This window comes from Pseudoalteromonas rubra (assembly GCF_005887115.1).
Classification (GTDB): domain Bacteria; phylum Pseudomonadota; class Gammaproteobacteria; order Enterobacterales; family Alteromonadaceae; genus Pseudoalteromonas; species Pseudoalteromonas rubra_F.
This window is the reverse complement of record NZ_PNCJ01000012.1, coordinates 131,917-145,716: the sequence shown is the minus strand read 5'-3', so window position 1 is coordinate 145,716 and position 13,800 is coordinate 131,917. Positions and strand designations below refer to the sequence as shown.

Below are 13,800 nucleotides of genomic sequence, written 5' to 3'. Positions count from 1 at the left end.
AGTAAATGAGCGACTACAAGCATACGTTAAATCTACCGGAAACCGAGTTTCCAATGCGTGGCAATTTGGCACAACGCGAGCCCAAAATGCTTAAAACATGGTACGAGCAGGATCTGTATGGTCAGATCCGTAATGCCAAAAAAGGTAAAAAGCCGTTCATTTTGCACGATGGTCCTCCTTATGCCAATGGCAACATTCACTTAGGTCACTCAGTTAATAAGATCCTCAAAGATATTATTATTAAATCAAAGACACTTTCCGACTTTGACGCACCTTATGTGCCGGGCTGGGATTGTCATGGTCTGCCAATTGAACTGCAGGTTGAGAAGAAAGTTGGTAAACCCGGCAAGAAAGTATCAGTGGCAGAATTCCGTGAGAAATGTCGAGAGTACGCTCGTAAGCAAGTTGAAGGCCAAAAAACTGATTTTAAACGTTTGGGTGTGTTAGGCGATTGGGATCGTCCATACCTGACAATGAATTTCGACTTTGAAGCCAATGCGTTGCGTGTATTGGGCCGCATTATTAAAAATGGTCACCTGCATAAAGGTGCTAAGCCTGTTCACTGGTGTACAGACTGTGGCTCAGCGTTAGCAGAAGCAGAAGTTGAGTATCAGGATAAGCAGTCGCCAGCGATTGATGTCAAATTTGATTTTGTCGATGAGCAGGCACTGCTTGATGCCTTTGAGCTGACAGAGGGACATCAAGGTACAGGCCCGGCAAGCACCGTGATCTGGACAACCACTCCATGGACTATGCCTGCTAACCGCGCTGTGGCAGTGCATGGTGCTCTTGAATACGCTCTGGTGCAGGTTGAAGATGAAGGCAAAGAGCAGCGCATGGTGCTGGGTTCTGAGCTTGTTAAAGATGCAATGGATCGATTTGGTTTCCATCGTTACCACGTTCTGGGTTACAGCAAAGGTGCTGCACTGGAAAATCTGCGTGTCGCGCACCCTATCTATGACTACGATGTGCCGGTTATCCTGGGCGACCACGTAACAACGGATTCAGGTACAGGTATTGTTCATACTGCCCCTGGTCACGGTCCAGAGGATTTCGCAGCTGGACAGGCATATGGTCTGGAAGTGGCAAACCCAGTTGGTGCAAATGGTGTCTTTTTACCAGATACCCCAATTTTTGCTGGCCAGCATGTATTTAAAGCCAATGAAGCCATCATTGAGAAGCTAAAAGAAAATGGCGCACTGGTACATCACCATGCCATGACTCACAGTTATCCACACTGTTGGCGACACAAGACGCCTATTATCTTCCGTGCTACACCGCAGTGGTTCGTGAGCATGGATCAGGCCAACCTGCGTCAAGATTCAATGGCGGAGATTGGTAAAACCCAGTGGATCCCCGAGTGGGGTGAAAATCGCATTGCGAACATGGTTGAAGGCCGCCCGGACTGGTGTATTTCTCGTCAGCGCACCTGGGGTGTTCCTATTGCACTGTTCGTTGATAAAGACACGGGAGCACTGCATCCACAGACAGAGACGTTAATTGAAGACGTTGCTAAGCTGGTCGAACAAAAAGGTATTCAGGCATGGTATGACTTAGAACCTGCCAGCCTGCTAAATGAAGCTGATGCACAGCAGTACGTGAAAGTGCAAGATACGCTGGATGTTTGGTTCGATTCAGGTGTAACCCACGCATGTGTGGTGGATGCGCGTGAAGAGCTGACAGGTCCTGCGGATCTGTATCTGGAAGGATCGGATCAACACCGTGGCTGGTTCATGTCTTCCATGATGACGTCTGTGGCAATCAATGGTCATGCTCCTTATCGTCAGGTTCTGACTCATGGCTTCACTGTGGACGAAAAAGGCCACAAGATGTCCAAGTCTCTGGGCAATGTTATTTCGCCTCAGGATATTATGAATAAGCTGGGCGCGGATATTTTACGCTTGTGGGTAGCTTCAACAGACTACACTGCTGAAATGACCGTGTCGGATCAGATTTTTAAGCGCGCGGCAGACCGTTACCGCCGGATCCGTAATACCAGCCGTTATTTGCTGTCAAACCTGAGTGGGTTCAATCCAGCAACAGATCTGGTTGCTGTAGAAGATATGATTGAGCTGGACCGCTGGATTGTTAGCCGAGCTGCTCAGCTACAGCAGGAAATTGTCGAAGCGTATGATAATTACCAGATGCTGGTAGTGACACAAAAGCTGATGAACTTCTGTACCGGTGAGCTGGGTTCTTTCTATCTTGATGTGATTAAAGACCGTCAGTATACCGCGAAAAGCGACAGCCATGCCCGTCGCTCATGTCAGAGTGCGCTTTACCATATTGCAGAAGCGATGACGCGCTGGATGGCGCCTATCATGAGCTTTACAGCCCAGGAAATCTGGGAAGTGTTACCTGGCGAGCGTGGTGAATTTGTATTTACTGATGTTTGGTACGATGGTCTGACCCAAGTGAGCGAAGGGCAGCTGAGCAATGACTTCTGGCAGGAATTGCTGTCAGTGCGTGATGAAGTTAATAAAGTACTGGAAAGTGCACGTAAAGAAGAGATTATCGGTGCTACTTTGCAGGCCGAAGTTACGTTGTACACAGGCGGTGATTTGGCACACAAGCTGATGACATTAAAAGACGAGCTACGATTTGTGTTATTGACGTCTAAAGCGCAAGTAGAAGTTGTAAATACGAAGCCAGAAGCCGCCGTCGCGACAGAAATTGACGGGCTATTTATTGCCGTTAAAGCCACGCAAGCACCGAAATGTGATCGTTGCTGGCACCACAGCGAAGATGTTGGTCAGCACGCGGAGCACCCTGAGTTATGTGGCCGCTGTGTGACGAATGTCGATGGTGCTGGTGAACAGCGTCAGTTCGCTTAATTAGGAGTATTACATGACCAAATCGACCGAACGTAGTGGTCTGGTGTGGTTGTGGCTGAGTCTACTGCTGTTTGCAGTAGACTTCGGCACGAAAGCACTGGTGGTAGAAAATATGCGACTGTATGAGTCGATTGAGTTGCTACCCTTTTTTAATTTTACTTATATGCATAACTATGGCGCAGCGTTTAGCTTTCTTAGTGAAGCCGGAGGCTGGCAGCGCTGGTTCCTTAGTGGCATAGCTGTCGCTATCAGTGCCTTACTGATTTATTGGCTAAAAAAGTTACCTGCCAAAAACTGGTTATTGTGCAGTGCTTATGCTTTGGTGTTGTCAGGCGCACTAGGTAATTTGTATGATCGGGTTACCTTAGGCTATGTCGTGGACTTTTTGCATTTTTATTACCAAGACTGGCATTACCCGGCATTTAACGTCGCGGATATGGCTATCGTTGGTGGCGCAGGCTTATTGTTATTTGACGCCATTTTTGGCGATAACACGGATACGCAGGAGAATAAGGCATGAGTGAGCAGATAATCGGCCCACAATCTGAAGTTTTATTTCACTTTTCGATAAAACTGTCTGACGGTTCTGCAGCGGACTCAACGAAAGTACATGATAAACCGGCAAAGCTCTTTATGGGTGACGGTAGTCTGACAGAAAATTTTGAAAAATGTCTGCTTGGACTGAGATCTGGTGACAGTAAATCGTTTGAACTTGAGCCTCAGGATGCCTTTGGTATGCCGAATCCGGACAACATTTATTATGTTGACCGCAGCAAATTCGGAACTGAGACACCCGCTGAAGTCGGCAGCATTATTGCCTTTACTCAGCCTGATGGAACTGAGTTGCCAGGCCTGATCCGCGAAGTTGCTGGAGATTCTGTTACCGTAGACTTTAATCACCCTCTGGCTGGGCAAAAGGTAACCTTTGAAGTCGATATTTTAGAGGTAAAAAACTAATGGAAATCTTGCTTGCAAATCCACGTGGTTTTTGTGCCGGGGTAGACCGAGCAATCAGTATCGTAGAACGCGCTCTTGATATTTTTGAAAAACCTATTTACGTGCGCCACGAAGTGGTACACAACAAATATGTGGTAGACGGCCTGCGTGCCCGTGGCGCGGTGTTTGTTGAAGAGCTGGACCAAGTACCAGACGATAGCATTGTTATATTCAGTGCGCATGGCGTATCTCAGCAGGTGCGCCAGGAAGCAAAACGTCGCGAATTGAAAGTCTTTGATGCGACTTGCCCGCTGGTCACCAAAGTGCATATGGAAGTCACACGTGCCAGCCGAAAAGGCACGGAGTGTATTCTTATTGGGCACCATGGACACCCCGAAGTAGAAGGGACTATGGGCCAATACAATAATCCAGCGGGTGGTATTTATCTGGTTGAAACACCTGAGGATGTTAGTACGCTGGAAGTAAAAGATCCAAGTAACCTTTTCTATTGCAGCCAGACGACTTTGTCGGTAGATGATACTTCGGATGTGATTGAGGCGCTGCGGGAAAAGTTTCCACAGATCCATGGTCCACGTAAGGATGATATCTGTTACGCGACGCAAAATCGTCAGGACGCGGTTAGAGACCTGGCTAACAAGGTAGACTTACTGTTAGTCGTTGGCGCGAAGAATAGTTCTAATTCAAATCGCCTGCGTGAGCTTGCAGATAAAATGGGCACTCGTGCATTTCTAATTGATGATGATCAGTGCCTGAATGCGAGCTGGTTTGAGGGCGTAAACAAAGTGGGTGTAACAGCAGGTGCTTCAGCACCAGAGGTGTTGGTGCAGCAGGTTATTGCCCGACTCAAAGCGCTTGGTGGACAAACCGTTGTAGAAAACCCGGGTCAGGAAGAAAATGTGGTTTTCGCAGTGCCTGTCGAACTTCGGTAGGTGCGACAGACCATGGATAAGTCAGAGGCGATAGGCCTGGGACTGCTAAAAGCCATGGTATCTGAGCGGGGCGTACTGGCTATGCTGATCGCCTCGCAATCTCTTTCCTTTATTTATACCCTCGCTGACTATGACGACTTCTGGCTGACTTTGGGGCTGGTGAGCCTATTCACTCATGGTAACGCTTTATTGTCTTTAGGTGTTATTGCTCTTATCAGTGCCTTTAAAGTGTTCAAACCGGCTCAAAATGGTGTTCTGGAACTGAGCATCGTCTTTATTGTGTTTATTAGTGTGTGTATTGGTTTGAGTATCGGGATACAATTTTCGCCTTTGTCTTCCCACGTGCCGATTGATTGGGGTCCGGTATTTAGCAATAGCGCCATATGTTGTTTTGTTGTAGTGATCCTGCTGTATTTTATGTCGATCTATATTGACAATGTTAATGCACTTGAGCTGGCTGCCCGAGCGGAAATTGATGCCTTGCAGGCAAGAATACGGCCGCACTTTTTGCATAATACGTTAAACACGCTGGCCGAATTAACGCATGAAAATGCAGCTGATGCGGAACAAGCAGCCTTATTGCTTGCTCGCTTGATGCGGGTGTCTTTTGCGGAAAAAAAATGGCACACCATTGCAGATGAAGTGGCGCTAACGAAGGACTACCTTTGTCTGGAACGTTTTCGTTTCGAGCAAAGGCTGCAGGTTCAGTGGTTAATCGATGATGCCTTGTTGAGTGTACCCATCCCGACACTGACGTTGCAACCTCTGGTCGAGAATGCTGTATTACACGGTATAGAAAAGCGTGTTCAGGGCGGCACCATCACCATTCACATCGAAAAACGTGGCAATACAATCACACTGAGTGTGACTAACCCTTTGCCACATGCAACATATCACTCCAGTGGCAACGGGATAGCGACAAAAAACATCGATAAACGGCTGTCACTCTATTACCAGCGCCGGGCAAGTTTGAGGATCGAGCGAGATAATGATAAATTCTTAGCTACCATTACTTTACCTGACACTGGAGCTTATGAATTATCTGATTTTGGATGATGAACCTATCGCCAGACGGCGGTTACGGCGCTTGATGTCGGAGTTTGAACATTTCACTTGTGTGGCAGAAGCGGCAGACGGTGAGCAGGCGCTGCAATTATGTGAGGATACCTTACCCGAGCTGGTGTTTCTCGATATTGCTATGCCAGGCATTGATGGGCTTGAAGTTGCGGGGTTGCTCAGGCAAAAAATGCCGGAATGCAAAATTGTTTTTGTGACAGCATTTGCTGAACATGCTCTGCGCGCATTCGACCTGCTGGCAGAAGGGTATTTGGTTAAACCCATAGATAAGGACCGCCTGGTTGCCCTACTTGAGCACATCTATGGCGAGAAAATGCAACGTCTGCAGTATCAGGTGGGCCATGATACGCGCTGGGTCGCGGTATCTGATATTCTGGTGGCCAGAAGTGATGAGCGCTATACCCATATTTATTTTACCGGTGGTGAAGCATTGGTAGATATTCCCCTAAAGAAGCTCCTGGCAACCTATCCACGACACTTTGTGCAGGTACACAGAAATACACTGGTGAAAAAGCAGGCTGTGTTGAGTCTGGAGTCCGTGGAAGGAAATCACAGAGTCCGGCTAGATGGCTTTGCTGAGCTCATTACGGTGAGTCGTCGGGCAGCGGCTAATTTTAAGTCGCTATTCTGACCATTAAACCCGACTGATTGACCGTTGAGCCCACGATCAGGTTCATGACGAAGTGATTCATTATATTATGTAGTGGAGCAAACTGACTTTGAATAATGATGGCAAAAACTGTGTGTAGTAACGCAAATCGCGGATTTACCCTCTTAGAAACGCTTATCGCTTTTATGGTGTTGAGCTTTGGTCTGCTCGGTGCTGTAGCCCTGCAAGCGAAGGCAAAGCAAGCCAGTTTTGACTCTATGCAACGCGCAGCGGCTGTGGCCCTGGCTGGTGATATTATGCAGCGGATCCGCAGTAACGACACCCTCAATCTAGATACACAATATCAGCAAGTATTCAGCAGCACGGCGACTATAAATGGCAATAATGGCTGCTTCAGTAACACTTGTACTAATGCTGAAATTGCTGCAATGGATTTGGAGCAATGGGTTATGGCCATACAAGCCAAAGAGAACACCGGTTCGCTTGACGATACTACGGTATGTATTAGTACAACGCCGGTAGCTAATACACAGGGGCGAGGCTTCAATGTGACGGTCAGTGTTGCCTGGGCAGGTCGTCAGGCATTTGTCATGAATGCGGCCAATCAGGCGATTAACTGTGGGCAAAACAATGACTATCGACGAGTAGTGAGCATCAACAGTTATTTACTGGTGAGGGACTGAAATGGGACGCTCAGGGTTTACACTGGTAGAGTTACTGATCTCCATGTTTATTGGCGCTTTGTTATTGGGTGGCGTAGTCACAGCTTATGTCAGTATGAAAGTGACGACACGAGATACAATGGCGATTGGCGAGCTTCAGGAGGTTGGCAGGCTGACACTGACCTTGTTGCGTCGTGACCTCGAACAGGTTGGTTTTTGGGGGACTTTTTATGACAAAGGTTTGACCACGATTAATGCAACCAGTCCAGCGAATCCGACTAACGATTGTTTTGGCGGACTCAATAACGGTAGTTTTCCTAATGCGGTACAGACTAACTTCCGCTCTATCTACGCGGAACAAACAAGCGGTGCGGCGTTAGATTGCATCTCAGGGGCCCGGAATAATACAGAGGTGTTGCAACTTAAGTTTCTCGAAGGAAGACAAATCACAAATGTCAATGATGTTGAAGAAAATCGCTACTACTTTATTGCGCAGCAAGAGCAGGGCACCTTTGTCGCTGGGGATAGTTTTGCTGGCATGCCGACTAACAACTCTACGTTGTGGCCCTACAGTCATCATGTTTACTACATCGAAGAGCAGCAAATTCAAATCAATAGTAAAACCATCACCACTCCAATCCTGATGCGCAGAAGGCTGACCGTGAGTGGTGGCATGACCAAAGAAGCCGTGATTGAAGGAGTCGAAGACATTCGCTATCTGTTTGGACTAGACACCAATGGTGACAGCCGCGTAGATACCTATCGTAGTACACAAGATATGACCGCTGGTGACTGGGAGCGCTCAGGGGGAATTCTGACCGTGCAGATCATCGCACTAGTCAGGGTACTTGAGGCTGATGCAGATCTGGAACTGAAAAGCCAGACTTATACTCTGGGCAATGACCCAGACAGACGAACTCTGACCTTTAATGACAATTATCGTCGGACGGTGTTCTCGACCACAATCCAACTCTATAACATGGGAATTTCAACATGGTAATGGCGCATAAACAGCAGGGTATGGTGCTGATTGTTTCTATGGTCCTTATTGTGGCGGTAATGAGTGTCGCTGTGACCCTGATGAGCAGCAGCACGATAGATATTAAGGTGACCAATGCCGCGCAAGAGCGCGAAGCTGCCGAGGCGCTGTTAATGGGAGAAGTACAGCGTATTATTTCGCAAGAGAAAGTACTGTTTAACGAAAGTGTATTTCATGCCCGTAACGGGCAGTTTGAAAATGGCGCCGGAGAGATGGTTGACCGGGTGATCCGCAATGATGAAGAAATAGAGCTGAAAAGCCTGCAAGCCAATCTCAATAGTGGCCAGTTGTTACTGGAATGTCCGCGTGTTTTTAACTTCACTGCTGGATTAAGCTGTGTCATCACGGAGGTGGAAAGCACAGTGCAATATGGTGACCAAGCTCAACATCAGGTAACTGTTGTGATTGGCGTTGCGCAGGAAGCGCTTAGCAACCTGGGGAATCAATAATGTGGTACAGACTATTAGGCTTGCTGAGTGGAATTTGTATGTTCAGCATCCAGGCCGAAGATATCGAGTTATTTGTTAAACACGACATCTCTAACTCAGAAAAGTCACGAGTGCTGGTTGTTTTTGATACTTCAGGAAGTATGGCTTGGGATGTGAAGGATGGTCAGCGTTGCTACGAGTATCGTAGCGGGCGGTTTCGTAGCATTGATTGCTTTGATTCTTCGCAGACCAGCAAACGATGTTACAAGGTACGAAATGGCTGGTACCAACAATCAAACTGTGGTGACAGTCGCTTAAAGGTTGCGCAGGATGCGATTACGACACTGGTAGATGACAACCCAGATTTCGATATCGGCTTAATGCGACTCTATTCCAGTTCGGGTGGGTATGTGCTTAATGGCCTGGGTGCCGATACAACAACGCTAAAAAGTAAAATTGCTAACTTGCCAGCCAGTGGCAGCACACCTTTGTCGGAAACTCTATGGGAGGCTTATCTTTATTTAACAGGTAAGCGGGTGCTGTACGGGCAGAATAAAAGCGACCGCGATCGCAGTGTTGAAAGTAATGGCTATTATATCTCCCCTTTTAAGCCAGATCCCCTAGCGCCGAAACGTTGCGACACGTCCACCAATATCATTCTGATGACAGATGGCGATCCGACCAGTGACTCAGCGCGCAATACGGATATCTATAATAAATATGTGTCGACATTTGGCTCTGCGCCCAGCCGAGTATCCAATAACTACCTTAACTCACTCGCCAAAGTGATGAGAGGAACACCCGAAACTCAGGTCGATCTTTACCCCAGTACGCCGGAAGAGTTGGACTTTGCCCGCACCTATACCATAGGTTTTGGTACGGGGATGTCCAATGCGGGCAAAACTTTGCTTGAGCAAACCGCTCTTGATGGTGGTGGTGAATACAAGCATGCGAATACAGCCTCTGAGCTTTCTGAGGCATTGAAGGCCACAATCACGAACATTCGAGAAAAGAGTGACAGCTTTTCATCGCCTTCGGTATCAACCAGTAGTTCAGACTTGAGTCGCAGTGGAGACTCAATCTACTACACTATGTTTTATCCTGAAACCCACACTCGGTGGCGGGGCAACCTGAAAAAGCTCAAGGTGAAAGGATCTGTGATACATGGTATGGGAACTAGTAACCATGCCATTAATGAAGAGGGCGTTATCGCGGATAATGTGACCACCTATTGGTCTCAACCTGGCTCTAAAGATGGCTCAAAAGTGGGTGTAGGTGGTGTTAACTATCAGTTATCACGGCAAACAACGCGCAAGCTTTATTCAGACTATGGTAAAGGCACCTTAATGTCTTTCGACTACGCCACCGCATTGATAGCTGCAGGTGGTGACTTGTCAAAATTGAGCACCATGTTTTCGGTGGATAATGCTGGTCTGTTACCCGATGTGATTAACTGGTCCAGAGGGATTGACGTTAATGATGAAAACAACAACGGCTCGACCACTGACCGACGCGACACCATTTTTGGCGACCCCTTGCACTCCAGACCCGTGACGCTGGATTATGGCAATGGCGACTTGCGAGTGATTGTGGGTACCAATGCCGGGTTCCTCCACATGTTTAAGGACAACGGCGACACAGTAACAGAGAGCTGGGCATTTGTTCCCGGGTCCTTACTAGACATACTCAGGCCTCAAATGGTGCGTCAGGATGATACTAAGCTTTACGGTATGGATGGCCCGATAACGGTTTACTTCTGGGATAAGAATGATGATGGTAAGGTCGGCAGCGGAGAGCGCGTTTGGCTCATTGCTGGCATGCGACGTGGTGGTAACGAGTATTACGGGTTCGATATTACGTCCCCTGATAATCCTAAGTTATTGTGGGGAGGACCTATCAAAGGCGGGTCCGCACCTTATGAGCAACTGGCTCAAACCTGGTCTAAACCTTTGGTGACCTTTATTAAATCTAAACCGGATACGCCAGTTGTTATTTTTGGTGCCGGGTATGATACCAATAAAGACAATGCGCTCTTTTCTGACGATAACATTGGCAGAGGCATTTATATTGTTGATATAGAAACGGGCAAGCCGTTTTGGAGTCTGACTGCAGCCAATGGCTTTATTGGTAAGCATAGTATTGCGGCAGATCTTAGCACCGTTGACTCTGATTATGATGGCTATATTGATCGTATCTATGCCTCGGATACTGGCGGAGGAGTTTGGCGCTTTGACATGCCCGGGACCAATCCAACCGACCGTGAAACGCCCTGGACACACTTTAAACTGGCAGATCTTAGCGGAGACACGGACAACCACAAGCGGCGACTTTTCTACCGCCCGGTTGTAGCGCGCACCTACTTTTCTAAAGTATCAACGGAAACGGTAAATGGCAAGACGATCACGATCCGCCGGGATATCCCTTATGAAGGGCTCCTCATTGGCAGTGGTAACCGAGCCAAGCCAACGTCTACTGCTGTGCAGGACTTTCTCTATATGGTTCGGGATGAGAACACCAAAACACAATCATTCAGAGGGGGTAATATACCGGCGACTATCACATCTGCAAACCTACTGGATGTTACTAGCGACCCCTTTTACTCTCGGTTAGATGATTTTGATCAGTTTGTAGAAAAAGAAGTTGAACTGGGTTTGGCAAGTGGCTGGAAGCTGGAACTTGCTGATGGCGAAAAAGCGATGGCGGCAGCAACCATCGTCGCGGGTGTTGCCTACTACACAACCTTTACGCCTGCCAGTGTCGAGATAAACGAGTGTTCTATCACTGCGGGCAGGGGAAGGTTATATGCGTTGCACCTGAACTATGGTATGCAGATGTTGGATCTGAGAAGTTTTCAGACTACCGCAGAAGTGCCGGACACACCCAGAGTACACTATAGCGAACATACCAATGAAGATGGCAGTACCACCATAAAAGCGCAGCTGATAAGTCCTATTGTGACTGAGAACAGTGACGATGTTGTAGATGGCAAGATCCGGCTGGTGGAACCCGACGCTGCCGAGCCATTTCGAAAGTCAGACGGCGGTGTCGGTGGTGTAACGGGTGAAAATGACGTACAAATCGAAATGCAAACTCGGTTATTGTACATATACAAAAAAGAAGAGCATGATGAAAAGAACTAATCGTACAGTATTGGGGTTCACCCTGATTGAGCTGATGATCACCATCGCAATCCTGGGCATTTTAGCCAGCATTGCCTACCCCAGTTATTCACAGTATGTGAAGCGTGCAGCCAGGGCTGAAGCGGCGTCCACTTTACTTGATGCTGCGAACAAACAGGAACAGTATTTTGTGGACAACCGGCAATACGCCAGCACATTGGCTGATCTGGGACTGCAAACCACAACGGAGAACGATTATTTTACCCTGACCATAGCACTGGGTGCGAACCTGAATACCTTTACCATTACGGCCACGGCATCGGGGGGCCCGCTTGAGGACGACCCTGATTGTACAACCTTGACCATCAATAACTTAAATATTCGGGGTAGTACAGGTAACTTCACCGCTGATCAATGCTGGGGACGATGAATACAGGTACGATGGAGGTACGGGCAGGCCCTGTTTTCATCACCCATGGTGACTCAGGTTAATTCAGCGCGTGTGCCAGGAAGGCCACTTTGTGCAAGGCGCATCCGATATGAGTGATTGGAAAGAGCTGGCTAATAGGCTAGCTCAACTGAAGGCGCCAATATGACACTGACGGTGTTAAAAGATTCTCAGGCAGAGTTTTTACCCAAAGTATGAGTTTGTACATTTTAGCCTCTTCTCTATTAGGACGAAAGTGCCTCAGCGATAGCAGGACGCGTGAGCGGTGTTGTCGACCCAATTTCCTCGCCTCAAAATAAAGTACTTAATTAAGCACCTGGTATAAATCCAGCACATCGCAGCTGAAGAATTGATTTTCATTGCTAATGGCATTTTGTCGTTTCTCTAAGTCTGCTTCGACCAACCACACTGACTGACAAAGCGAGTCCGATAGGATCTCCGCGAAGGCGTCTGGCACAGTACACAAAGGTACCATTACCAAACCCTCTCAAAGTACCTGTGTGTTTAAACGTAATTGCTTTTCTGGGATAGTCTAATGTGTCGCTGGCCGTGATCCCCGCCAGTACCAGCAGCTTGATATCTCCGTTATCGAACTGAGCTCTATCCTGATAATCGGTGAACACAGTGAGCTCTTTGTGCCACAGAGTGGTGCACTGACCGTTGACTAATGGGCAAATAGTGACAGGTGCATTGTGTGTGATTGCCAGTAACCTTGATAAGGTCAGATGCCGGTCGATATTCAGTAGCGCTGTTTTGGGCCTGTCGAGTTCGGTCAGCGTATGTATGGCAGGTGCTGAGAGTAGCACCATAACACCAAACAGTGCCATGCAAATGATCAATTCAAATAAGGTAAATCCTAAGCTGTTCCTTTCAGCCATGAGTATGCGTTCCGTGCATGAGTCATTTTTCTAGCTTAGATGGGGCGTGCTATATCACAAGGAATATGAATAATTATCACGGCAAGAGTTGGTGGGTGGCGGCCTATCAACTTGATTTCACGATTGCGGATGTGCTCAGCTCATGTGTACTCATATAGAAGCCGGAGTGAGGCGATTAATTGCAGGTGAGCTGGGTATCGCCGCGATAGAGCGCGGACCCGACAACACTGATCTCTAGTTGTTGATTGGCAAAGTTAGTTGCTGAAGGGCAATAGACAAAGCTGCTGGCTTGCAGCATTGCTGTACGCCCACTTGAATCAAAGCGCAGACTGGCACTTGGGAATGACAGTGCGTCATTTTCAGGCACGCGCTCCATGACACGCAACAGGTCATCGGCATCAGCGTTATAGGAGCCGTTGTTATTCCGGTCTAAAAACACTGTGATGCGGTTATTTTGCCAGTCGGTCAGGCAGTTAAAGTCGCTGTTGGTTTCAACCAGCGCTTGGTTTGCCGGGCAAATGACAATGATTTCATCTGTTGCAGTTGCATGTGCTCTGGCAAATGTGACAGTACGTTTGAGTTCCTGCAGGTAAGTTTCAGAACGGGTGGAGCTAGATATATTTGCCCCAAATGACAAAGCAATGGCTGATAGCAATCCCAAAATAGCAATCGTGACAATGAGTTCAATAAGTGTGAAGCCTGTGTGTTTTTTCATCGTGCACAACCAAAAATAGGAATAACTACTGTCTATTATAGTGCGTCTTTTCGTGTATTAATTCAATCGCTTTGTTTGCCTTGTTTTGTTGGATTGTCTAAAAT

The 13,800-nt window shown here is 47.6% G+C and carries 13 protein-coding genes; 11 read left to right on the top strand and 2 right to left on the bottom strand.

The genetic code is table 11. The features are described from left to right. The first annotated feature begins 5 nt into the window (after positions 1 to 5). The 11 genes from ileS to CWB98_RS08375 all read left to right on the top strand — a co-directional run bounded on the left by ileS (position 6) and on the right by CWB98_RS08375 (position 12,085). The gene (gene ileS, locus CWB98_RS08425; RefSeq protein ID WP_138544461.1) at positions 6 to 2,834 is read left to right on the top strand and encodes an isoleucine--tRNA ligase; all 2,829 of its coding nucleotides are present in this window, start codon (positions 6 to 8) and stop codon (positions 2,832 to 2,834) included. 13 nt (positions 2,835 to 2,847) lie between these two features. Further along, positions 2,848 to 3,354, top strand: coding sequence for a signal peptidase II (gene lspA, locus CWB98_RS08420; RefSeq protein ID WP_138544460.1), 507 nt, complete (start codon positions 2,848 to 2,850; stop codon positions 3,352 to 3,354). Beyond that, the gene (fkpB, locus tag CWB98_RS08415) at positions 3,351 to 3,791 is read left to right on the top strand and encodes an FKBP-type peptidyl-prolyl cis-trans isomerase (protein ID WP_138544459.1); all 441 of its coding nucleotides are present in this window, start codon (positions 3,351 to 3,353) and stop codon (positions 3,789 to 3,791) included. Before lspA ends, fkpB begins: the two co-directional genes overlap by 4 nt. After that, entirely contained in the window at positions 3,791 to 4,720 is a 930-nt protein-coding gene (gene ispH, locus CWB98_RS08410; protein WP_138544458.1) for a 4-hydroxy-3-methylbut-2-enyl diphosphate reductase, read from the top strand. Before fkpB ends, ispH begins: the two co-directional genes overlap by 1 nt. Positions 4,721 to 4,732: 12 nt before the next feature. Continuing rightward, a complete protein-coding gene (locus CWB98_RS08405; RefSeq protein WP_138544457.1) occupies positions 4,733 to 5,776 on the top strand; it encodes a sensor histidine kinase in 1,044 nt (347 codons plus the stop codon). Then, on the top strand, positions 5,754 to 6,428 hold the full coding sequence (locus CWB98_RS08400) for a LytR/AlgR family response regulator transcription factor (protein ID WP_138544456.1): 675 nt from the start codon (positions 5,754 to 5,756) through the stop codon (positions 6,426 to 6,428). Before CWB98_RS08405 ends, CWB98_RS08400 begins: the two co-directional genes overlap by 23 nt. 95 nt (positions 6,429 to 6,523) lie before the next feature. Then, entirely contained in the window at positions 6,524 to 7,090 is a 567-nt protein-coding gene (gene pilV / locus CWB98_RS08395; RefSeq protein WP_138544455.1) for a type IV pilus modification protein PilV, read from the top strand. 1 nt (position 7,091) lies between these two features. Further along, positions 7,092 to 8,069 (top strand): PilW family protein, encoded by a 978-nt coding sequence (locus CWB98_RS08390; protein ID WP_138544454.1) that lies wholly within the window; start codon positions 7,092 to 7,094, stop codon positions 8,067 to 8,069. Beyond that, a complete protein-coding gene (locus tag CWB98_RS08385) occupies positions 8,063 to 8,557 on the top strand; it encodes a pilus assembly protein PilX (RefSeq protein WP_138544453.1) in 495 nt (164 codons plus the stop codon). Before CWB98_RS08390 ends, CWB98_RS08385 begins: the two co-directional genes overlap by 7 nt. After that, complete coding sequence (locus tag CWB98_RS08380; RefSeq protein WP_138544452.1) at positions 8,557 to 11,676, top strand: pilus assembly protein; 3,120 nt, start codon at positions 8,557 to 8,559, stop codon at positions 11,674 to 11,676. Before CWB98_RS08385 ends, CWB98_RS08380 begins: the two co-directional genes overlap by 1 nt. Continuing rightward, entirely contained in the window at positions 11,663 to 12,085 is a 423-nt protein-coding gene (locus CWB98_RS08375; RefSeq protein ID WP_138544540.1) for a type IV pilin protein, read from the top strand. Before CWB98_RS08380 ends, CWB98_RS08375 begins: the two co-directional genes overlap by 14 nt. Before the next feature lie 380 nt (positions 12,086 to 12,465). On the opposite strand, the gene CWB98_RS08370 is transcribed toward CWB98_RS08375, so the two are convergent. Beyond that, on the bottom strand, positions 12,466 to 12,981 hold the full coding sequence (locus CWB98_RS08370; protein ID WP_138544539.1) for a GspH/FimT family pseudopilin: 516 nt from the start codon (positions 12,979 to 12,981) through the stop codon (positions 12,466 to 12,468). 175 nt (positions 12,982 to 13,156) lie between these two features. Then, positions 13,157 to 13,696, bottom strand: coding sequence for a GspH/FimT family pseudopilin (locus tag CWB98_RS08365; protein ID WP_138544451.1), 540 nt, complete (start codon positions 13,694 to 13,696; stop codon positions 13,157 to 13,159). Between the last annotated feature and the right edge of the window lie 104 nt (positions 13,697 to 13,800).

What these genes read in the sequence shown, in the direction of transcription:
- CWB98_RS08370 (WP_138544539.1), bottom strand. Translation starts at nt 12,981, where the DNA reads ATGGCTGAAAGGAACAGCTTAGGATTTACCTTATTTGAATTGATCATT.
- CWB98_RS08375 (WP_138544540.1), top strand. Translation starts at nt 11,663, where the DNA reads ATGAAAAGAACTAATCGTACAGTATTGGGGTTCACCCTGATTGAGCTG.
- pilV (WP_138544455.1), top strand. Translation starts at nt 6,524, where the DNA reads ATGATGGCAAAAACTGTGTGTAGTAACGCAAATCGCGGATTTACCCTC.
- ileS (WP_138544461.1), top strand. Translation starts at nt 6, where the DNA reads ATGAGCGACTACAAGCATACGTTAAATCTACCGGAAACCGAGTTTCCA.
- CWB98_RS08365 (WP_138544451.1), bottom strand. Translation starts at nt 13,696, where the DNA reads ATGAAAAAACACACAGGCTTCACACTTATTGAACTCATTGTCACGATT.
- CWB98_RS08405 (WP_138544457.1), top strand. Translation starts at nt 4,733, where the DNA reads ATGGATAAGTCAGAGGCGATAGGCCTGGGACTGCTAAAAGCCATGGTA.
- lspA (WP_138544460.1), top strand. Translation starts at nt 2,848, where the DNA reads ATGACCAAATCGACCGAACGTAGTGGTCTGGTGTGGTTGTGGCTGAGT.
- fkpB (WP_138544459.1), top strand. Translation starts at nt 3,351, where the DNA reads ATGAGTGAGCAGATAATCGGCCCACAATCTGAAGTTTTATTTCACTTT.
- CWB98_RS08390 (WP_138544454.1), top strand. Translation starts at nt 7,092, where the DNA reads ATGGGACGCTCAGGGTTTACACTGGTAGAGTTACTGATCTCCATGTTT.
- CWB98_RS08400 (WP_138544456.1), top strand. Translation starts at nt 5,754, where the DNA reads ATGAATTATCTGATTTTGGATGATGAACCTATCGCCAGACGGCGGTTA.
- CWB98_RS08380 (WP_138544452.1), top strand. Translation starts at nt 8,557, where the DNA reads ATGTGGTACAGACTATTAGGCTTGCTGAGTGGAATTTGTATGTTCAGC.
- ispH (WP_138544458.1), top strand. Translation starts at nt 3,791, where the DNA reads ATGGAAATCTTGCTTGCAAATCCACGTGGTTTTTGTGCCGGGGTAGAC.
- CWB98_RS08385 (WP_138544453.1), top strand. Translation starts at nt 8,063, where the DNA reads ATGGTAATGGCGCATAAACAGCAGGGTATGGTGCTGATTGTTTCTATG.